Genomic DNA, 22,200 nt, shown 5'->3' on the forward strand with positions numbered 1-22,200 from the left:
TCTATATTCTATTCTCCGCTAAAAAACGGTTGCTGCCCCTTGAGGATGACACAGCCGTTTTTGCTTTTTTCAGTCGACTCTCTACTACTTGCAAAGGAGACTGCCATCATGAAGAGAACAAAGCTTATTGCTTCTATTACTATGATCGGGGCTGTTACACTTTTGCTTGTATTGATGCTTGGAGGAAAAGAAAAACAGCCAGCTACAGGCTTCGCGGCCCATAGGGTCATTGCCCATGCCATGGGCGGAATCAATGACAAGGCGTATACCAATACCAAGGACGCTTTTATTGCGAACTATGAGCAGGGGACCCGGATCTTTGAGGCGGACCTGCTGCTGACCAGTGATGAACAGCTCGTGGCCCGTCATGAATGGACTACAGGTATGAGTAAGAAGCTGGGTCAACAGGAGGTTCTTCCTCCTGACAAGCAGGGAGAGGTGCTGACTCACGATGAAGTGATGAACAGCCCGGTGCTGGAGCTCTACTCTCCGCTGGATATTGAGAAAATCGTCAATCTGATGGAGATCTATCCGGATACTTATATTGTTACGGACACGAAGGAGCTGGAACCGGAACAGGTAACGAAGCAATTTCAGCTCATTGTAGAAGCCGCCCGGAAGAAGGACCCTGCGCTGCTGGAGCGGATTGTTCCGCAGATTTACAGCCGGGAGATGCTGGAGGTTGTGAAGCAGGTGTACGCTTTTCCGGAAATCATCTATACCCTATACCAGACTGAGGACAGCGACGAGGTGGTCATTGAATTCGTCAAGCAGACCGGCGTGGACATCACGATGCCGACAACCAGGGCTACCAAGAGCTTCGTGCGTAACTTGAAAAAAGCGGGCGCCAGAGTCTACGTGCATACCGTGAACGATGAGCAGGAGATTGTGGAGCTGTCCCGGCTGGGCGTCAACGGATTCTACACTGATTTTGTCCCGGAAAATGATTTGAACCGGATCAAGGGTCTCCGCTGATCGAGGAGAAGGCTAAGGCAAATATGCGAAAAAATGTTCGCATTTTGTTCTCTTTTAAATTGACACCCCCCTTCGTGCTGACTTAGACTAGAGATACGGATTTTTGCGAGCGCAGGAGTGTGTATATTCACTTAGATGAACAATGAGGATGGACAAAGATGAACGAGATGCGGCAAATGATCAGGCCATGGCGGCATGTATTCAAGCTGGACCCGGACCGTGTGCTTGGTGACAAGGAGCTGGCCGCTGTGTGCCAGTCGGGAACCGATGCGATTATCGTAGGCGGCTCTACTGGCGTGACTTATGAGAATACAGTGAGTCTGCTTGCGAGAATCCGGCAGTATGACCTGCCTTGCGCGCTGGAGATTTCGGATTTGGAGGCCGCTGTGCCCGGTTTTGACCTGTATATGATTCCCATGGTGCTCAACACTGACGATACTTCATGGATTCTCGGCCATCACCGCCGGGCGATTGAACGCTTCGGCAGTCTGATCCCATGGGAATTGCTGCTGACAGAGGGCTATATTGTGCTGAACAGCGATTCCTCGGTAGCGCGCCTGACCGGTGCGGACTGCTCGCTCGATGCGGCTGGTGCGGGAGCCTATGCGCAGATTGCAGACAAGCTGATGAACCTCCCGGTGGTCTACCTTGAATATAGCGGACGTTATGGAGATCTGGAGATTGTGCGCGAGGTCAGGGAAGTGGTTGAGCACAGCCAGCTTTTCTACGGAGGCGGAATTACAGGTCCAGAGGAAGCCATGCATGTAGCCGCGCTATGTGATACAGTAGTGGTCGGCAATATTATTTATAGTAATGTGGAACAAGCGCTGTTGACGGTCCAGGCTGTACGGGATACACCGCAGATGGACTGGTAGAGTTTATAGATCATGTCCAAATGTTCACCGCAGCGACGACCAAGCTTCGAGTTCAAACCTTAAGTGCGTCTTATATAACTTATATTCAGAAAGGAGCATGTAACACATGCAACTTGTTAACATACAGGACGCCGTAAGCCGTCTGAATCCCCCGCAGCGTCAGGCTGTAGAAGCAACTGAAGGACCCCTGCTAATCATGGCTGGCGCGGGCAGCGGCAAGACCCGGGTGCTGACCCACAGGATAGCCTGGCTGATTGCGAACCGCAAGGCACCGCCTTGGGCGATTCTGGCGATTACGTTTACCAATAAGGCCGCCCGGGAGATGCAGGATCGTGTCTCCAAGCTGGTAGGGCCGGAGGGCCGGGATATTTGGGTATCCACTTTTCACTCCATGTGTGTGCGGATTCTGCGGAAGGATATCGATCAGATTGGTTTCACCTCGAATTTCTCCATTCTGGATTCGACAGATCAGCTGTCCGTCATCCGCAATTGTATGAAGGATCTCGACATCGACACCAAGAAGTTCGAACCGAAGGCCATCCAGGCTGTCATCAGCACGAATAAGAATGAGTTGATTACACCGGCGCAGTATGAGCAGAAGGTTGGCGATTATTTTGAAGGCCTGGTGGCTAAGGTGTATTCCAAATACCAGCACCGGCTGAGAAGCAATAACTCTCTCGATTTCGATGACCTGATTATGAAGACGATCGAGCTGTTCAAGGAGAAGCCGGATGTACTGGATTTCTATCAGAAGAAGTTCAAGTATATTCATGTCGATGAGTATCAGGATACGAACCGTGCGCAGTACATGCTCTGCCGGATGCTGGCTGAAGGCCACCACCGGATCTGCGTGGTCGGGGACAGTGACCAGTCGATCTACCGCTGGCGCGGGGCGGATATCTCGAACATTTTGAACTTCGAAGAGGATTACCCCGAAGCCCAGACGATTCTGCTGGAGCAGAATTACCGTTCCACCTCGAACATTCTGAATGCCGCCAACGGCGTGATTGCCCTCAATACGGGACGCAAGCCGAAGAAGCTGTGGACCGACTCCGATGAAGGCGCGAAGATCAAGGTGTTCCGTGGCGACACTGAGCATGACGAAGGATATTTTGTCACCGGGGAGATCAACAAAAATGTCAAGCAGGGGCAGGCCTACCAGAACCATGCGATTCTGTACCGTACGAACGCCCAGTCCCGTGTAATAGAAGAAATTCTGATCAAATCGGATATTCCCTACCAGATCGTTGGGGGGATCAAGTTCTACGACCGTAAGGAAATCAAGGATCTGCTGGCGTATCTCCGCCTGCTGTCCAATCCTGATGATGATATCAGCCTGACGCGGATTATCAATGTTCCGAAGCGCGGGCTGGGGGATACAACCGTTGGGAAGCTTGCGGCAGCGGCTGCGGCCCAGGGCGTCTCGATTTTCCGGGCGCTGCAGACGGTGGATGATCTCGGGTTCGCCGGGCGGACCCGCAACACGCTGGTGGAATTCTACGATATGATCGAAGCCCTGCACCGGATGGTGGAATTCCTCTCGGTGACAGAGCTGACTGAGAAGATTCTCGAGCTGTCGCAGTACCGCCTTGAATTGCAGAATGAGAATACGCTGGAGTCCCGTTCACGCCTGGAGAACATTGACGAGTTCCTGTCCGTTACGATGGAATTCGAGAAGAACAATGAAGACAAGTCGCTGGTCTCCTTCCTGACCGACCTGGCGCTGGTTGCGGACATCGACAGCGTGAATGATGAAGAAGAACGCAGTGATGCGGTGGTGCTGATGACGATGCACAGCGCGAAGGGGCTGGAGTTCCCGACCGTCTTCATCATCGGGATGGAGGAAGGGGTGTTCCCGCACAGCCGCGCCTTCCAGGACAATGATGAACTGGAAGAAGAACGCCGGCTGGCGTATGTGGGCATTACCCGTGCGGAGAAGCAGCTGTTCCTCAGCTGCGCACGGATGCGCACGTTGTTCGGGCGGACGAACGCGAATGCGCCGTCCCGCTTCCTGGAGGAGATTCCGGAGGAGCTGAAGGAAGATACCGTCCGTGAATCGGACCGCTTCCGGCGCGGAGGCGCGGAGGCAGGCGGTGCCTATGGCGGCCGGGGCTTCGGCGGAAGCGGAGGCAGCCGGGGGAACTTCGGCAGCCGCACCGCTGCTGCCGGGAACGCGCCGGGAGGCGGCGGGTCCGCCAGCTTCGGCAGCGGCAGCTCGGCAAGCGCGGTGCCTGGCGCGGGCCGTGTGGTGGTGACGACCGGAGGCGCGCAGCGCACGACGGGCGGAGCCGGGGCGGCTGCCGAGGCCGGAGGCTTCAAGGCGGGCGACAAGGTCGCCCACGGCAAATGGGGCACCGGCACCATTGTGGCTGTGAAGGGCAGCGGCAACGATACGGAGCTGCAGATTGCCTTCCCGGCGCCGGTAGGTGTTAAGCGGCTGCTGGCCGGCTTTGCGCCGATCACCAAAGTTGAATAAATCAAGCTTGCGATTAACGGCAGTGCTTTTGGATCACGCTAACCGTAGGAAACCTATTTGACGGAGGGATATGCCGGATGGATATGATGTTCACGATGGAAGAGCTTGTAGCCGAGCTGAATCAATACAATTATCACTACTATACGCTGGATGCCCCGCAGATTAGCGACAAGGAATATGATGTGCTCTACGATAAGCTGGTGGCCCTGGAAGCGGAGAGCGGGATTGTGCTTCCGCATTCCCCAACCCAGCGTGTAGGCGGAGAGCTGCTGAAGGGCTTCACGCCGCACCGCCATCTGGCGCCGCTGTGGAGTCTGGATAAGGCGCAGAACATTGAACAGCTTCGTACCTGGAACACCCGTGTGCTGAAGCTGGTGAATGATTATAATACCAAGAACCCGGACAATCTGCTGCCGGAGCCGTGTTATGCCGTGGAGCTGAAGTTCGACGGCTTGACCCTGAACCTGACCTACCGTGACGGGGCGCTTGTACAAGCAGCTACCCGCGGCAACGGGGTGACAGGTGAGGGAATTCTGGCCCAGGTGAAGACGATCAAGTCCGTTCCGCTGAATATTCCGTTCAAGGAAGGCGTTATTGAAGTGCAGGGTGAGGGGATTATGAACCTATCTGTACTGGCGGATTATAATACCCGCGCAGCAGAGCCGCTGAAGAATGCACGCAACGGTGCGGCGGGTGCGCTGCGCAACCTGAATCCGAAGATGACTGCCGACCGCAGGCTGAATGCTTTCTTTTATAATGTGGGGTATGCAGAGGGCGTGCAGTTCGCCGATCATCAGGAGATGATGGATTTCCTGCGCAGCAACCAGTTCAAGGTTAACCCTTACCTCAACTATTTCAGCAATTTCGATGATGTGACCGAGCAGCTGGCAGAGATTGAAGAGAGCCGTTCCGGTCTGGATTATCTGATTGACGGGGCGGTTATTAAGGTCACGGACTTCCGCATCCGTGAGGCGCTGGGCTATACCGACAAGTTCCCGCGCTGGGCCGTAGCCTATAAATTCGAGGCGGAAGAGACCACAACCATTCTGGAATCTGTAAGCTGGAATGTCGGACGTACAGGCAAGGTCACTCCGCTTGCGAGGGTAGAAGCTGTAGAATTAGCCGGTGTTACGGTGCAGAACTGCACACTTAACAACGTAGGCGATATTGAGCGCAAGAATCTGAAGTTTGCTCTGGGTACACGGGTATTCATCCGCCGCTCCAATGATGTCATCCCGGAGATTCTGGGTAAGGTGACAGAAGAGAGTGACGGGGGGGAGATACTATTCCCTGAGGAATGTCCAGCCTGCGGGTTCCCGCTGGAGATGCGCGGCGCTCATCTGTTCTGCAACAACAAGCTTGACTGCAAGCCGCAGATTGTCAGCCGGATTACGCATTTTGCCTCCAGAGATGCCATGGATATTGAGACGTTCAGTGAGAAGACGGCGGCTCAATTGCATGAAGAGCTTAGTGTACGGGAGCCTGCGGATCTGTACGAGCTAACCTTCGACCAACTGGTGAAGCTGGAACGGTTCGGAGAGAAGAAGGCGGCGAATCTGCTGAAGGCACTTGAAGACAGCAAAGGGAGAGATCTGGCATCCTTCCTCTATGCACTCGGCATTCCTAATACCGGCAAAGCCACGACAAGAATGCTGGCCGACCATTACCGCAGCCTGGAAGCCGTCATGTCTGCTACAGCGGAGGAACTGGCCGGACTGCCGGATATCGGAGGGATTGTGGCGGAGAGCATCGTGAATTATTTTGCCGACCCGTTCGTAGTGGTTAGCATCGACCGTATGCGGGCGCTGGGGGTAGAGGCCAAGGCTCCTGAAGCTCCGCGTGTAGTCAATACGAATACCTATTTCAGCGGCAAAACAGTTGTCTTGACCGGTTCCCTGCAAAAAATGACCCGCGAGGAAGCCGCCGAACGCCTGGAAGCTCTGGGAGCCAAGGTATCCGGCAGCGTCTCCAAGAAGACTGACCTGGTCATCGCCGGGGAGAAGGCGGGAAGCAAGCTGGCCAAGGCTCAGCAGCTCGGCATTCAAGTCATTGAGGATGAAGACGAGCTGATCCGCTTGCTGGAGATGTAGAATAAGGATTATCAACGGATATTGAATGTAACAGAACAGGAGTCCTGTACTTCCTTTGCCTGACGGCGGAGGGATACAGGGCTTTTTATATGAGTAGCCTTTATATGTTTCACATGAACACTTGATAATTTAATACAACTCCATACTTATTTTGACAGTTAGTTAATCTTTCCAAGGTAAGCTTGGGATTAGAACCGTCACAATGAGGAAGGGGTATATGATGAACAAGTTAATGAGGGGCATGATTTTTGGAGGATTGGCGGCAGCCGTAGTCTCAGGAGCAACACTTGCAGGGGCGGCCAAGAGCCCGGCTAATTCCGGGGGCGCTGCCAAGGCCCAGTCTAAGAATCTTATCGTTCTGATCGGCGACGGCATGGGCCCGGCCCAAGTGTCTGCGGCAAGATATTTTCAGCAATATACCAAGGGTGTCAAGCACCTGAACCTCGATCCATACTACGTGGGTCAAGCTACTACATATGCAGACCGGGGAGAGGACAGCGGTAAAATCGTATCCGGGATCGTCACAGACTCCGCCTCTGCCGGTACTGCATTTGCTACAGGCCATAAAACCTATAACGCAGGCATCAGTGTCTCGAATGAGGATGTCTCGAGGCCCTTTGCTTCTATTATCGAAGCTGCCGAGAGCGCGGGCAAGGCCACCGGCCTTGTGACTTCTGCCCGTATCACCCATGCCACACCTGCCGTGTACGCTTCCCATGTCCGTAATCGTGACAATGAATCGGCGATTGCCTCACAGTATCTGGAGAGCGGTGTAGATGTGCTCATGGGCGGCGGGAAGCAGTTCTTCCTGACCAAGGATGAGAAGGGCAAGCGTACGGATAAGAACCTGCTGCCTGACTTCAAAGCCAAAGGCTATACGGTGGTTGAGAATACCGCAGCCTTAAATGCACTCACTTCCAAGAATACCAAGGTATTAGGCTTGTTCGGTAACTCCCATGTGGCTTACACGCCAGACCGCACTCCGGAAATTCCAAGCCTCTCGGCGATGACCTCCAAGGCACTGAATATTCTGTCCGCCGATAAAGACGGCTTCGTCATGATGATTGAAGGCGGGCGTATCGACCATGCCGGTCATGCCAACGATCTGCCAACCCTGGTGCAGGAAGCGCTTGACTTCGACGCCGCCTTCAAGACAGCAGTTGAATTTGCGAAGAAAAACGGTAACACCTCCGTAGTGGTTACTGCTGACCATGAGACAGGCGGTCTCTCACTCTCGCGTGACAATATCTATGAGATCAACATCGATCTGTGGAACAAGCAGAAGCACTCCTCCGAGAGTCTGGCAGCAGATCTTGAAGCAGCGCAGACACCGGAAGAGATCCGCAAGATCGTAACGGCAAACACCTGGATCACGGATCTGACGGAGGAGGAAGTTACCCAGATTATGAATGGTGACGGATCTTCGTACAAACGGGAGGGCGCATATAATGCAGTGATCTCCAAGCGCCTGCTGGTCGGCTGGTCGGGTCACGGCCACTCTGCAGTGGATGTTGGGGTGTGGGCGTATGGCCCGATTGCTGACAAGGTGAAGGGACAGATTGACAATACGCAGATCGCAACTATGGGAGCGGGAATACTGGGACTGGATCTGAACAAGCGTTCCGCAGAGCTGCAGTCGAAGTATGTCTATCCGAAATTCAAAATCAGCCGCGACAATGAAGTGCTCTACCCGGCTCAGGCTCTGGTGAAGGCGCTTGGAGGAAGCTATACAGGGAATACTTCTACCGCCAAGCTCACTATCGGAAAGAATACGATCGAGGTCGATCTGACCGGTAAAACAGCGAAGCTGAACAGCAAAGCGGCCGCATACACGGTGGATGTGGATAACAACGTACTCTACCTTCCGCTTAGTGCATTCAACCAGTTGAAGGGCACGACCTTAACCTGGGATGCGTTATCCGAACGCATTGTGCTCAGATAGGAGTGGCTCTTATTGCTTCAGATTCAGAATTTGACCAAACAATTCAAAGTGGACGGCAGAGCTGTACCGATTCTCAATATCCCCCTTTGGAAGGTTGAAAAGGGAGAGTGCGTAGCCATTACCGGACCCAGCGGGTCCGGTAAAAGCACGCTTTTGCACCTGATCAGCGGCATTATGCGTGCAGACAGCGGCAGAATTACCGTAGACGGGCAGCCGCTTCACGAGTTAACTGAGGCGAAGCGCGATGCCTTTCGTGCTTCTGCTATCGGCTATGTGCTTCAAGACTTCCATCTGATTCCTTCGCTAACTGCACGGCAGAATATCGAGATTGCCATGACGGCCCGGCTTCCGCAAAAGGAGAGACGGCGCATAGTGGACGGCTGGCTGGAGCAGGTGGGTCTGGGTGGCCGCGGAAGGCATCTGCCTTCCCAGCTCTCACGCGGGCAGCAGCAGCGTGTTGCTATTGTAAGGGCCATGGTCAATCACCCGCCGCTTCTGCTGGCAGATGAACCGACCGGCAGCTTGGACTGGGAGACGGCCGATGAGATATCCTCTCTGCTCCTGGAGCTTAGCGCGGCGCATGGACACACTTCAATCATGGTAACCCATGACCTCAATATGGCTGAACGGTTTCCACGCCGCTTGAACATTCAGGATATCAATGAAGTGCGGCGGGAGGCATTATCCCGGCAGCGCTCTTCGCTCAGTGGGGTGGACAAGGAGGGGATTTCGCTATGAGTCTGTTCCGGCTCACTCTCCGCAATGTACTGCACCGGCGATTCCTGTCTCTTCTTACCGTGTGTGCAGTGGCGATTACCGTTGCTTTTATCGTTTTGCTTGTCCTCTCCCGGCAGAGTGTGGAGCAGGGGGCCAAGAAGGGATATGGACCCTTTGACCTTGTCATAGGAGCAGCGGGAAGTGAGACGCAGCTGGTGCTCAATACCTTTTATCATATCGGCGCACCAACCGGGAATATCCCGCTCACTGTTCTGGATGAGGCACGGCAGGACCCGTCTGTGGAAGCCGCCTTTGCGATGACCACTGGCGATAACTACAAGGGGTATCCGATTGTCGGGATAGATTCCGGTTACTTCTTCACCCGCTATGGCGGCAGCAGGCTGCAGGAAGGTAAGATGTATACCCATACCGGTGATACGATTATCGGCTCGTATGTTGCCCAGTCACTAGGACTGAAGGTAGGCGATACCTTTGCGGGGGCGCATGGACTTGTGCAGGGAGAAGACCACGAATCCGCAGCGGCTGAGCACGAGGAGGGTCATGAGGAGGAACACGAAGCCGGAGAGTCAGGCGGGCATGCCCATGAGGATTTTCGATACAGGGTAGCGGGTATTCTTCCAGAGCTCCATACTCCAGATGACCGTGCGGTCTTTACAACGGTGGACTATGCCTGGGCTGTACACGGGCTCGCGCCTGAGGAACGGGAGATTACGGCGGTGCTGGTTAAGCCGGCCAGTCTGCTGGGGGCCCATGATTTGAAGCAGGCGTTCGATGGCAGCAGCGGTGTTCAGGCGGCGTATACCAGCAAGGCCGTGTCCGAGGTGTTGAATGCAGTGGATCAGGGCTCCCGGCTGCTTGGGATGCTGACAGCCATATGTGTGCTGCTCGCAGCTATTGCGATTCTATTATCTCTTGTTGCAGCAGCCTCGGAGCGGACTAAGGATGTCGGAATACTGCGTCTTCTCGGAAAATCACGGGCCTACGTATGGCTCTCCCTGACCACAGAAGGCCTGCTGGTAACAACAACCGGACTTATCGTTGGGCTTGTAATCGGACATCTCGGAGCTTATCTGCTTAAGGATATGCTGTTCTCGCAGGCGGGCATTCAAATCGAGCCCTACCACTGGACACCGGAGCATGGGCTTATTGTGCTTGGTGCGCTGGCTATAGGTCTGCTGTCCTCGCTTGGACCGGCCTTCCGGATGTACCGGATGCATCCGCTCGCCTTGTTCAAATCATAGGAGGTACGTTCAATTGATACGACTACAAGGAAGAATGCTTCTGCTGTCAGGAGCTGTGACAGGTATGCTGCTGCTTCAGGCATGTGGCCAGAATGCTGCTACTAACGGAAACGGGGAGTCCTTTGCGGCGGTGGCAGAAGCTCCGCAGAGCACTGAGGAAGTCGCGAAGGAAGCACAGATATCCTCATCCCCTTCTCCGCAGGCCACTGCTCCAGTAGCCAAAGACGGAGTTGCTGCATCCGCTGCTCCATCCAAAGGTACGGATGCCGGACCTAAGGTGACGGTTACGTTCAAGCCGTCTCCCGCGCCTACTGCTGCACCTGTAGGGACGGCTACCCGGAAGCCCTCCGGAAAGACTGTAACTACTACCCCGAGCCCGGCCGCCTCTTCTTCTGTACACAGCCCCCGCCCAGTGGCATCGCCTAAGGATACCGGGGGGAGCAGCGTTGTAGCGGAATCCGTCAAGGCTGGATCTGCTCCGGCATTAAGCGTGTCACCGTCACTGTCTCCGTCTGCGGCACCAGCGGCAGCCGCTACCGTGGGTGCTGCCTTCACGGGGAATAAGGCCATAGACTGGAATGGTTTTTTTGATGGAGACGATCAGACCCGGCCCTCAGAGCACTTCTGGGATCTCAGCGGACAGCAAGTGACCATTAAGGGCTTCATGGGTGAGGTCCTTTCTTTTGAGAAAAACTGGTTTCTGCTGATCCCCGAACCGGGTGCCGAATGTCCGTTTGATAATGGGGATGAGACCTACTGGAACAAGATTATGATCGTATTTGTTCCTGAAGGCAGTAAGCTCCGGTACACCTCTGGTCCGCTAGAAATATCGGGGCGTCTGGATGTCGGAATCAAGATTGACGAGTCCGGCTACAAAACCATGTTCCGCCTGTACGACGCTTCCTTCACCAGCCTGTGATCCATGAAGCAAGAACCAAAAAAACCTCCAAATCCCGGATTGGGAAAGGAGGTTTTTTGTACTGAATAGAGAACAAAAGCTACATTACACCCGCTTCGCACCCGGCAGCCAGGCATCTTTATCGTACCCCCGCTGTTCCCAGTACCCGGTATAATCTTCATTGATTAACTCAATCCGGTTCAGCCATTTGACTGATTTATAGGCATACATTTGCGGAGTCACCAGTCGAACCGGCCCGCCGAGCTGATTGGGGATAGGTTTGCCATCGTGCATCACGGCCACCATGATATCGTCCATCCTTGCCTGATCCAGAGTGAGTGAGTCCGTATAGACACCGTCTCCCGAGTAGAGCTTGACCATGACGGCCCCAGGCTGCACACCGGCCATATCGAGCAGCTTTGAGAGGGGGAGGCCCTCCCATGTATTTTTGTACACAGACCAGCCGGTCACGCAGTGAAAATCACTGACCTGTACCTCGCGCTGCAGCTTGACGAACTCTTCCCAGTTCCAGCTCAGCTTCTTATCCACCAGCCCATCAATGGTAAAAGACCAGTTGGAGTTGTCGAACGCAGGAATGGCTGTGACCGTATATACGCGAAAACTGCCCTCGGCTCCCCCGCCGATAGGAGGTGCCGATTCCGCCAGCGGAATAGGATCTGGAATCAATGCATTGGCATTGGTTGCCGCATAGTCGGCTGTACCCGGAAACTGCAGGGATTTACCGATCCAGCGGACAAAAGTAGGGCCGAGCGTGACAGCAAGCCCTGCACCTACCGCAGCCTTGATGAAACCACGGCGTGAATACATAGGCTGGGCTTCAGAAGGAGCCGCGCGCCGTGCCCGTCCTGCGGGTGAAGAGGCCTCTTCAAGAGGGACAGCTTCTGCCACAATCGTGCGCTTCTTGGGCTCCTTCAGCCACTTCACCCGGGTAATGGAGTGATAGATGATGACTGGAAGGCCGATCCAGGTCAGCAGATCATGAATGAATAACGCAGTATTCGCTGCTCTCGGCCCGGCAAGCCTGAACTGCCAGAGCACAACCCCTGAGATCAGCCACCCGATCAAAAGCGTAAGCACGAAGAGGACGTTGGCTTTTTGCGCAGGTTTACCCTTCAGCCGCTTCCAGTGCTTCGCTGCCAGGAACAGATAGTAGACCACAGGGATCAACAGCGCCAGTCCAAATACGATATGGCCCCATTTCAGCCACACTCTGCCCTCTCCCAGCAGCTCTCTCCAGAAGCCGCCCACTAGCATCAGACCGCTAACGGCAAGGATTAAGACCAGCCAGGCATTCCACAGGTGAATCGAGACGAGCTTCTTGCCGTATCCTTTGCGAAGGGTCGTAAGTAAGTTTTTCAAGCGCTTGGCCTCCTCTGGTGCCCCCGGCTTAGAGTGATTAATTCAAGTTTTAACTAATTGTACCGCAAAAAGTGTCCCTTGAATAATTCTCTGGCGTTATCCAGATTCCGCGGATTATTCCGCCGCCCATTCCTCCAGCTTCTTGTCACCGGGCAGCAGCAGCGCCAGCAGGCCGAGCAGCGGCAGGAAGCCGCAGGCCACGAACACCGTGGCGATTCCGATCGTGTCGATCAGATGCCCGATCACGACAGAACCAATTCCGCCAAGCCCGAAAGCAAGGCCGGTTATTAGACCCGAGACCGTCCCGATATTGCCCGGATACAGCATCTGCGCGTAGATCACAGTGACGGAGAAGCTGGATAGTAGAATGAACCCGGAGATGATCAGCAGCACCGCCGCCCAGAATTGGTTCACAAAAGGCAGGGCCAGCGCAAACGGCACCGTCCCGATCATCGACACCAGAATCAGATTACGGCGGCCGAAGCGGTCTGCCAGCGGGCCCCCGAAGAAGGTGCCGACAGCGCCCGCAGCGAGATAGATGAAGATATAGATCTGAGCCTTATCCAGCGTCATCCCGTATTTGTCCATTAGATAGAAGGCATAGTAACCGCCGATGGAGGCACCGTACCAGGATCGCACGAATACGATAAAGACCAGAATGACGGTTGTAATGAGAATACGTTTGCTGCGGGCAGGGTCGATGGACCGTGCCGCTGACTTTTTGCGGAACGTGTATCCGGCATCCAGCATCTCGCGGTACCAGCGGGCCACATAGGCCTGGATGGCCACCCCGGCAGCGGCGATAACGGTGAAGCCGAGAGCGCCCATCTGTCCGAAGGGAATGAATACCCACTTCATTAATAGAGGACCCAAGGCCTGGCCGGCGTTTCCGCCCACCTGAAATATGGATTGCGACAGCCCCTTGCGCTGACCGGCAGCCATATGAGCCACGCGCATGCCTTCCGGATGGAACGCTGCTGATCCGAAGCCTACAAGCATTACGGACACAATCACTAATACATAATTGCCGGCAAAAGCGAGCAGGAAGACCCCGGCAAAGGTACAGCACATCCCCAGCGGGAGCAGGATCGGACGCGGCTTCCGGTCAGCGGCGAAGCCGATAATAGGCTGAATCACCGAGGAGGTGAGATTCAGCGCGAACGCAATCCAGCCGATCTGGGCATAAGAGAGCACCAGGTTATCCTTTAGTACAGGGAACATCGCCGGAATCAGTGCCTGAATGGAATCATTGAATAAATGAACAAAGCTGACAGCAAGCAAAATGCGGTAGATGGTAGCCTGCTGCAGATTGCGTGATTCACCCAAAGAGCCGGGTGGAGCTTGAGGCAGGGTCTTGTTGGACATTTGAACTCCTTTCAGGAACAGTTAATAAGTAAGTTATCTATGGATACGAAGATAAATTCTATTGTAGCGACAAATGAAGCATTATGGGAATCAATTTGTGCAGGGGAGCGGTCAACTATTCATTATTACCTCAAAAAAAGAGGTGCCTAATCTTTGTTTCAAAAAAGACTTGCAAACGTTTGGAACGCGTGATATATTATCTCTTGTGCTTATGAGACATCGACGCTGAATTGAGCGGCGGAAGAAAAATAAGTTGACAACAAACGTAATAAAATGATATGATCTAATTCCTGTGCAAGAGACGTAAGGTTGAAATGCCGGGAGCAAGTTCTTTGAAAACTGAACAAATGGAACGCTTTAATTTTTACAAGATTCATTTATGAATCGTCAGTTTCAAAATGAGCAATCGCTCTTTTCGATAGTTTTCGGAGGGTTATTTCCTTCGGAAAAACCTAATTGGAGAGTTTGATCCTGGCTCAGGACGAACGCTGGCGGCGTGCCTAATACATGCAAGTCGAGCGGAGTCTGAGAGGAAGCTTGCTTCCTTTCAGACTTAGCGGCGGACGGGTGAGTAACACGTAGGCAACCTGCCCTCAAGCCTGGGATAACTACCGGAAACGGTAGCTAATACCGGATAATTTCTTTCTTCTCCTGAGGAGAGAATGAAAGGCGGAGCAATCTGCTGCTTGGGGATGGGCCTGCGGCGCATTAGCTAGTTGGTGGGGTAACGGCCCACCAAGGCGACGATGCGTAGCCGACCTGAGAGGGTGAACGGCCACACTGGGACTGAGACACGGCCCAGACTCCTACGGGAGGCAGCAGTAGGGAATCTTCCGCAATGGGCGCAAGCCTGACGGAGCAACGCCGCGTGAGTGATGAAGGTTTTCGGATCGTAAAGCTCTGTTGCCAGGGAAGAACGTCCGGTAGAGTAACTGCTACCGGAGTGACGGTACCTGAGAAGAAAGCCCCGGCTAACTACGTGCCAGCAGCCGCGGTAATACGTAGGGGGCAAGCGTTGTCCGGAATTATTGGGCGTAAAGCGCGCGCAGGCGGTTATTTAAGTCTGGTGTTTAAACCTTGGGCTCAACCTGAGGTCGCACTGGAAACTGGGTGACTTGAGTACAGAAGAGGAAAGTGGAATTCCACGTGTAGCGGTGAAATGCGTAGATATGTGGAGGAACACCAGTGGCGAAGGCGACTTTCTGGGCTGTAACTGACGCTGAGGCGCGAAAGCGTGGGGAGCAAACAGGATTAGATACCCTGGTAGTCCACGCCGTAAACGATGAGTGCTAGGTGTTAGGGGTTTCGATACCCTTGGTGCCGAAGTTAACACAGTAAGCACTCCGCCTGGGGAGTACGGTCGCAAGACTGAAACTCAAAGGAATTGACGGGGACCCGCACAAGCAGTGGAGTATGTGGTTTAATTCGAAGCAACGCGAAGAACCTTACCAGGTCTTGACATCCAACTAACGAAGCAGAGATGCATCAGGTGCCCTTCGGGGAAAGTTGAGACAGGTGGTGCATGGTTGTCGTCAGCTCGTGTCGTGAGATGTTGGGTTAAGTCCCGCAACGAGCGCAACCCTTGACTTTAGTTGCCAGCAGGTAAAGCTGGGCACTCTAGAGTGACTGCCGGTGACAAACCGGAGGAAGGTGGGGATGACGTCAAATCATCATGCCCCTTATGACCTGGGCTACACACGTACTACAATGGCCGGTACAACGGGAAGCGAAGCCGCGAGGTGGAGCCAATCCCAGCAAAGCCGGTCTCAGTTCGGATTGCAGGCTGCAACTCGCCTGCATGAAGTCGGAATTGCTAGTAATCGCGGATCAGCATGCCGCGGTGAATACGTTCCCGGGTCTTGTACACACCGCCCGTCACACCACGAGAGTTTACAACACCCGAAGTCGGTGGGGTAACCCGCAAGGGAGCCAGCCGCCGAAGGTGGGGTAGATGATTGGGGTGAAGTCGTAACAAGGTAGCCGTATCGGAAGGTGCGGCTGGATCACCTCCTTTCTATGGAGAATCGTCTTCTGCAACGAAGACATTCAAATAAAAGTCTTCAGGAAGCTAACTTCCTGAAGCAGGCTTTACTTCGTAAAGCCTTGAGCGTTTCCATTTGTTCGGTTTTGATGGAATTTGCGGGGCCATAGCTCAGCTGGGAGAGCGCCTGCCTTGCAAGCAGGAGGTCAGCGGTTCGATCCCGCTTGGCTCCACCAACAAACTTCATCTATTTGTTATGTCTGAAATACTCGATACATTGTCTGTTATTCCGAACATCACAGTCGTGATTGTTTCATAATAACAGCAACTTGATCCTTGAAAACTGGATACCGAAACGAATTTGCGTTTTAGAACATTCCTTTAAGCTGAACTTGTGTAAACAAGTTTTGAATTAATGGCGATGCAACGATGATCTGGATGGAAATACAGGCGTTGAAGAAATTCATTGTCCGATATTTTCCTGACGGAAAAATCGAGGTTAAGCTACTAAGAGCACACGGAGGATGCCTAGGCGCCAGGAGCCGACGAAGGACGTGGCGAACAACGAAACTGCCTCGGGGAGCTGTAAGCAAGCTTTGATCCGGGGGTGTCCGAATGGGGAAACCCAGCTGTGGTAATTCGCAGTTACTCGTATCTGAATACATAGGATACGCAGAGGCAGACCAGGGGAACTGAAACATCTAAGTACCCTGAGGAAGAGAAAACAATAGTGATTCCGTCAGTAGCGGCGAGCGAACGCGGAACAGCCTAAACCAAGGGGCTTGCCTCTTGGGGTTGTGGGACGTCTCACATGGAGTTACAAAGGAATAGGGTAGGTGAAGAGGTCTGGAAAGGCCCGCGATAGAGGTAAAAGCCCTGTAGCCCAAACTGTGTTCTCTCCGAGACGGATCCCGAGTAGTGCGGGGCACGTGAAACCCCGTATGAATCCAGCAGGACCATCTGCTAAGGCTAAATACTACCTGGCGACCGATAGTGAAACAGTACCGTGAGGGAAAGGTGAAAAGCACCCCGGAAGGGGAGTGAAATAGAACCTGAAACCGTGTGCTTACAAAAAGTCAGAGCCCTCTTTATGGGTGATGGCGTGCCTTTTGTAGAATGAACCGGCGAGTTACGTTTAACATGCAAGGTTAAGGTGAGAAGCCGGAGCCGCAGCGAAAGCGAGTCTGAATAGGGCGATTAAGTATGTGGACGTAGACCCGAAACCGTGTGATCTACCCCTGTCCAGGGTGAAGGTGCGGTAACACGCACTGGAGGCCCGAACCCACGCATGTTGAAAAATGCGGGGATGAGGTGGGGGTAGCGGAGAAATTCCAATCGAACTCGGAGATAGCTGGTTCTCCCCGAAATAGCTTTAGGGCTAGCCTCGGTGAATGGAGTGGTGGAGGTAGAGCACTGATTGGGTGCGGGGCCCGCAAGGGTTACCAAGCTCAGTCAAACTCCGAATGCCATTTACTTCTTGCCGGGAGTCAGACAGTGAGTGCTAAGATCCATTGTCAAAAGGGAAACAGCCCAGACCATCAGCTAAGGTCCCCAAGTGTGTGTTAAGTGGGAAAGGATGTGGAGTTGCACAGACAACCAGGATGTTGGCTTAGAAGCAGCCACCATTGAAAGAGTGCGTAATAGCTCACTGGTCGAGTGACTCTGCGCCGAAAATGTAACGGGGCTAAACACACCACCGAAGCTATGGCTAGGATCGACTTCACTGCGCCTTTGAGGCGTGTTTATCCGGATTGACATTGATGCCGTGAATCATCCGCAGGGATGAAAGGCTAAATGCTTTCAGGGGATAAACACAAGGCTTCGAAGCTGGAGTGAAGTCGATCCTGGGGTAGGGGAGCGTTGTATATACGTTGAAGGTGTACCGTAAGGAGCGCTGGAGAGTATACAAGTGAGAATGCCGGTATGAGTAACGAAAAGATCAGTGAGAATCTGATCCGCCGAAAGCCCAAGGTTTCCTGAGGAAGGCTCGTCCGCTCAGGGTAAGTCGGGACCTAAGGCGAGGCCGACAGGCGTAGTCGAAGGACAACAGTTTGAAATTACTGTACCACCGTAATCCGCTATGAGCGATGGGGTGACGCAGGAGGGTAGTGACGCGGACTGATGGATGTCCGTCTAAGCAGTGAGGCTGGTGTGTAGGCAAATCCGCACATCGTAAGGCTGGGCTGTGATGGGGAGCGAAAATTATAGTAGCGAAGGTCATGATCTCACACTGCCAAGAAAAGCCTCTAGTCAGGAGAAGGTGCCCGTACCGCAAACCGACACAGGTAGGCGAGAAGAGAATTCTAAGGCGCGCGGAAGAACTCTCGTTAAGGAACTCGGCAAAATGACCCCGTAACTTCGGGAGAAGGGGTGCCTCGGTAGGGTGAATAGCCCGAGGGGGCCGCAGTGAAAAGGCCCAAGCGACTGTTTAGCAAAAACACAGGTCTGTGCGAAGCCGCAAGGCGAAGTATACGGGCTGACGCCTGCCCGGTGCTGGAAGGTTAAGGGGAGCGGTTAGGAGCAATCCGAAGCTGTGAACCGAAGCCCCAGTAAACGGCGGCCGTAACTATAACGGTCCTAAGGTAGCGAAATTCCTTGTCAGGTAAATTCTGACCCGCACGAATGGCGTAACGACTTGGGCGCTGTCTCAACGAGAGATCCGGTGAAATTTTAATACCTGTGAAGATGCAGGTTACCCGCGACAAGACGGAAAGACCCCATGGAGCTTTACTGCAGCTTGATATTGAATTTGGGTACGATCTGTACAGGATAGGTGGGAGCCGTGGAGGCAGGAGCGCAAGCTTCTGCGGAGGCGCCGTTGGGATACCACCCTGATCGTATCTAGGTTCTAACCTGGTACCCTTAGCGGGTACGGGGACCGTGTCAGGCGGGCAGTTTGACTGGGGCGGTCGCCTCCTAAAGAGTAACGGAGGCGTTCAAAGGTTCCCTCAGAATGGTTGGAAATCATTCGCAGAGTGCAAAGGCATAAGGGAGCTTGACTGCGAGACCTACAAGTCGAGCAGGGACGAAAGTCGGACTTAGTGATCCGGTGGTACCGCATGGAAGGGCCATCGCTCAACGGATAAAAGCTACCCTGGGGATAACAGGCTTATCTCCCCCAAGAGTCCACATCGACGGGGAGGTTTGGCACCTCGATGTCGGCTCATCGCATCCTGGGGCTGAAGTAGGTCCCAAGGGTTGGGCTGTTCGCCCATTAAAGCGGTACGCGAGCTGGGTTCAGAACGTCGTGAGACAGTTCGGTCCCTATCTGTCGTGGGCGCAGGAAATTTGAGAGGAGCTGTCCTTAGTACGAGAGGACCGGGATGGACGTACCGCTGGTGCATCAGTTGTTCCGCCAGGAGCATGGCTGAGTAGCTACGTACGGACGGGATAAGCGCTGAAAGCATCTAAGCGTGAAGCCCCCCTCAAGATGAGATTTCCCAGTATGTAAGACCCCTTGAAGACGACGAGGTAGATAGGTTGGAGGTGGAAGTGCAGTAATGCATGGAGCTGACCAATACTAATCGGTCGAGGGCTTATCCAAAAAACACTAACACACAAATTCGTTTCGGATTCAGTTTTCAGGTGATCAAGCCTGGTACACCTTAAGCTGCAGGTCCTTTCTGGGGACGGATATTTTCTCGCAGCGATTTCGAGAAGCGGAAGCTTCGAAAAATCATGTTTGGTGGCGATAGCGGAGGGGTTCCACACGTACCCATCCCGAACACGACCGTTAAGCCCTCCAGCGCCGATGGTACTTGGACCGAAGGGTCCTGGGAGAGTAGGACGTTGCCAAGCGTATGAGCCATTGTTGAGCAATCGACAGTGGTTTTTTTGCGTGCGGGCAGGGCTGTGGAAAAGCTGTGGATAGATTTCAGTAAGTACAAAAAAGTTGCACACATGTGGATACCTTTACAGGAACAGAATGATCCCCGGATCATGGGAGAATCACGCACAATATTGTGGATGAGTCAAGCGAAAACATAAGTAATACACCGGTTTTGTGGATAAAAAGTGAATATTGTGGATAGATAAAATGTAATCGGGGATAACTCATTTGAGCCGGAAAGAAACTCTTTCCGGTTTTTTTGCTTTGCTGTGCAAAAGCTGTGGATAACTATTCTTTTTGCAACGGATGGTCAGCCTTTATTAGCATCCGGCGGCTTGGCTTGTTATACTCTCTATTAAGCAAATATCTGGAGCTAATTTATGGAATGTAACGGGGGGAACAGAATGGAAATCAGGCAATTACGTGCCGGAGAATTTGAGGACAGCCTGAGCTTGTCCGAGTATGCTTTTAAGTATAAGGTTTCTGCAGAAGATAGAGTACGCGCCAGGGAGAACTTCAAACCGGAACAAACCTGGGGGATTTTTGAAGGAGACAGCATAGGTGCGAAGCTGACGCTTCTTCCGTTACAGGTATATATACAAGGCAGACCCGTTTCTATGGGGGGCATCGCCGGTGTAGCCACTTGGCCGGAGAACCGCCGGCAGGGTTATGTAGCCCATCTGCTGACCCATGCGCTCCAGACGATGAACGAAGCCGGTCAGACGTTGTCCTTTTTGCATCCGTTCCTGATTCCCTTTTACCGTAAATTCGGCTGGGAGATCTACTGTGAATATAAGAAGTATACTCTTCCGGTAGGGAAGTTCCCGCACAAGACGGAGATTAAGGGCAGCGTGAAGCGCGATATCCCGGATCTTGCAGTATTCCAGCAGCTGTACGACCAATTCGCCATGAGGTATAACGGGACTCTACAGCGCACTGAGACCTGGTGGAAGGAAAGTGTGCTTGATGACGATGCGCATTCCTGTGTGTTTTATTCTGAGCAGGGTGAACCGGAGGGCTATGTGCTGTATAAAATAGTGCAGCAGGAGCTGGTCATAGATGAGTTTATCTATGGAAACGAGCTTGCCCGCCAGGGCTTGTGGACCTTCCTGGCCAATCATGACTCCATGATTACGGCTGCACAGCTGAAGCTGGTGCCTGCTGACGACATTCTGCCCTTCCTCCTCCCTGATCCACGGATTACGCAGGAGAATTATCCATACTTCATGGCGCGTATCGTCAATGCTAAGGCTTTTGTGGAGAACATGACCTTCAATGTGCCGGAGGGTGACCGGGAGCGGTTGCTTTATATTGAAGATAAGCAAGCGTCATGGAACAACGGGTTATGGCGGTGGACTGTGTCGGAGCAGGGGGGAGCGACGTTCACCCGGATTCAGGGCGGGCGGTCTGAGGCTGATCTTGAATGCAGTATCGGCACGCTTACTGTGCTGCTGATGGGATACAAACGTCCGCTTCAAGCGGCAAAGTACGGACAATTATCCGGGACTGCTGAGGCGGCGGCTTGGCTTGAAGCGCTGATTCCGCAGGCCGAGACGGCATTATTCGATTTTTTCTGACAGAGAACGGCTCTTCCGCTTCCCTTGGAAAGGGAGGAGCTGTCCTATACATAACGCCTCAATTCAGTGAACGAAGCAGGCAACCGGAATACAATACAGCCAAAAAGTAAAAAATAAGAGTAACCCCTTGGAATTCAGTGAGAATATGTTATAATATGAAAAAGTCAAAGAAAGTCAAAGTCAACGCAGGCCGGAGTTCATCGTTCTCAGGAATGTAACATTTAGAGGAAAAGCGCAGTGCAGAGGCTATTGCAGCCGATTCTTAATGCATTGACCGGGTTAAGTTCTTAAGAGCATGTCTCTGACGGCAGGCGTTGGCGCAGCACAGATTTAACCAATGCTTACACACTGGAGGATGAGTGATGCGTAATATCTCCGATATTATTGAACAATATCTGAAGAATATTTTGCATGAAAGTCCCGAAGGTACGGTGGAAATTCAGCGCAATGATCTGGCGGACCAGTTCTCCTGTGTCCCGTCACAGATCAATTACGTCATCAGCACACGGTTCACATTGGAAAAGGGATATGTGGTGGAGAGCAAACGCGGCGGCGGCGGATATATCCGCATTCAGCGCTATGAGCTGCCTCAGAATGTGGCCTTATACGCACATCTGAACTCCACGATAGGGAATGATATTGATCAGAATTCTGCCGAAGGGCTGATTTATCAGCTGGAGGAGGCCCGTTTCCTCTCCAAACGTGAAGCGTGTCTGATGCGGTCTGCGGTTTCCCGGGAATGCCTGACGGTTAATCTGCCGTACCGGGATGAGATTCGTGCCAAGCTTATGAAGGCTATGCTAATCTCTTTATTGGGCAAATAATTTGTCAAA

The 22,200-nt window shown here is 53.2% G+C and carries 12 protein-coding genes, 1 tRNA gene and 3 rRNA genes; 14 read left to right on the top strand and 2 right to left on the bottom strand.

The window, feature by feature from the left end; genetic code table 11:
- Nucleotides 1-108 precede the first annotated feature (108 nt).
- The 8 genes from NSS64_RS31955 (at nt 109) to NSS64_RS31990 (ending at nt 11,256) form a co-directional block, all read left to right on the top strand.
- A complete protein-coding gene (locus NSS64_RS31955) occupies nt 109-975 on the top strand; it encodes a phosphatidylinositol-specific phospholipase C/glycerophosphodiester phosphodiesterase family protein (protein ID WP_209868286.1) in 867 nt (288 codons plus the stop codon).
- Nucleotides 976-1,142: 167 nt separating this feature from the next.
- Complete coding sequence (locus tag NSS64_RS31960) at nt 1,143-1,850, top strand: heptaprenylglyceryl phosphate synthase (protein ID WP_036721273.1); 708 nt, start codon at nt 1,143-1,145, stop codon at nt 1,848-1,850.
- Nucleotides 1,851-1,956: 106 nt separating this feature from the next.
- Complete coding sequence (pcrA, locus tag NSS64_RS31965) at nt 1,957-4,326, top strand: DNA helicase PcrA (protein ID WP_341142725.1); 2,370 nt, start codon at nt 1,957-1,959, stop codon at nt 4,324-4,326.
- Nucleotides 4,327-4,403: 77 nt separating this feature from the next.
- The gene (gene ligA, locus NSS64_RS31970) at nt 4,404-6,416 is read left to right on the top strand and encodes an NAD-dependent DNA ligase LigA (protein ID WP_341142726.1); all 2,013 of its coding nucleotides are present in this window, start codon (nt 4,404-4,406) and stop codon (nt 6,414-6,416) included.
- 220 nt (nt 6,417-6,636) lie between these two features.
- The gene (locus NSS64_RS31975) at nt 6,637-8,358 is read left to right on the top strand and encodes an alkaline phosphatase (RefSeq protein ID WP_341142927.1); all 1,722 of its coding nucleotides are present in this window, start codon (nt 6,637-6,639) and stop codon (nt 8,356-8,358) included.
- Between the two features lie 12 nt (nt 8,359-8,370).
- Nucleotides 8,371-9,096 (top strand): ABC transporter ATP-binding protein, encoded by a 726-nt coding sequence (locus NSS64_RS31980; protein WP_341142727.1) that lies wholly within the window; start codon nt 8,371-8,373, stop codon nt 9,094-9,096.
- Nucleotides 9,093-10,337 carry an ABC transporter permease gene (locus NSS64_RS31985; protein WP_341142728.1) on the top strand — a complete coding sequence of 415 codons (1,245 nt, stop codon included), beginning with the start codon at nt 9,093-9,095 and terminating at the stop codon, nt 10,335-10,337. Before NSS64_RS31980 ends, NSS64_RS31985 begins: the two co-directional genes overlap by 4 nt.
- Before the next feature lie 13 nt (nt 10,338-10,350).
- A complete protein-coding gene (locus tag NSS64_RS31990; RefSeq protein ID WP_341142729.1) occupies nt 10,351-11,256 on the top strand; it encodes a hypothetical protein in 906 nt (301 codons plus the stop codon).
- Between the two features lie 84 nt (nt 11,257-11,340).
- Here NSS64_RS31990 and NSS64_RS31995 read toward each other — a convergent pair whose 3' ends face one another.
- Together NSS64_RS31995 and NSS64_RS32000 are read right to left on the bottom strand one after the other, a co-directional pair.
- Nucleotides 11,341-12,615, bottom strand: coding sequence for a molybdopterin-dependent oxidoreductase (locus NSS64_RS31995; protein ID WP_340946707.1), 1,275 nt, complete (start codon nt 12,613-12,615; stop codon nt 11,341-11,343).
- A gap of 114 nt (nt 12,616-12,729) precedes the next feature.
- Nucleotides 12,730-13,980 (bottom strand): MFS transporter, encoded by a 1,251-nt coding sequence (locus NSS64_RS32000; RefSeq protein ID WP_340946709.1) that lies wholly within the window; start codon nt 13,978-13,980, stop codon nt 12,730-12,732.
- Nucleotides 13,981-14,433: 453 nt separating this feature from the next.
- Between NSS64_RS32000 and NSS64_RS32005 the strand changes: the two genes are divergently transcribed.
- From NSS64_RS32005 to NSS64_RS32030, 6 genes are all read left to right on the top strand, one after another.
- Nucleotides 14,434-15,994: ribosomal RNA gene (locus NSS64_RS32005) — 16S ribosomal RNA — on the top strand.
- A 127-nt stretch (nt 15,995-16,121) separates the two neighbouring features.
- Nucleotides 16,122-16,197 (top strand) — tRNA-Ala (locus NSS64_RS32010).
- Nucleotides 16,198-16,458: 261 nt separating this feature from the next.
- Nucleotides 16,459-19,505 (top strand): 23S ribosomal RNA (locus NSS64_RS32015).
- Between the two features lie 137 nt (nt 19,506-19,642).
- Nucleotides 19,643-19,759, top strand: a 5S ribosomal RNA gene (gene rrf, locus NSS64_RS32020).
- Together the 16S, 23S and 5S rRNA genes with 1 tRNA gene alongside form the textbook arrangement of a ribosomal RNA operon.
- 435 nt (nt 19,760-20,194) lie before the next feature.
- A complete protein-coding gene (locus tag NSS64_RS32025; RefSeq protein ID WP_341142730.1) occupies nt 20,195-21,367 on the top strand; it encodes a GNAT family N-acetyltransferase in 1,173 nt (390 codons plus the stop codon).
- Between the two features lie 362 nt (nt 21,368-21,729).
- On the top strand, nt 21,730-22,191 hold the full coding sequence (locus NSS64_RS32030) for a CtsR family transcriptional regulator (protein ID WP_036721901.1): 462 nt from the start codon (nt 21,730-21,732) through the stop codon (nt 22,189-22,191).
- Nucleotides 22,192-22,200: the final 9 nt, after the last annotated feature.

It is taken from the genome of Paenibacillus sp. FSL H8-0122 (assembly GCF_038005345.1).
Classification (GTDB): Bacteria; Bacillota; Bacilli; order Paenibacillales; family Paenibacillaceae; genus Paenibacillus_AQ.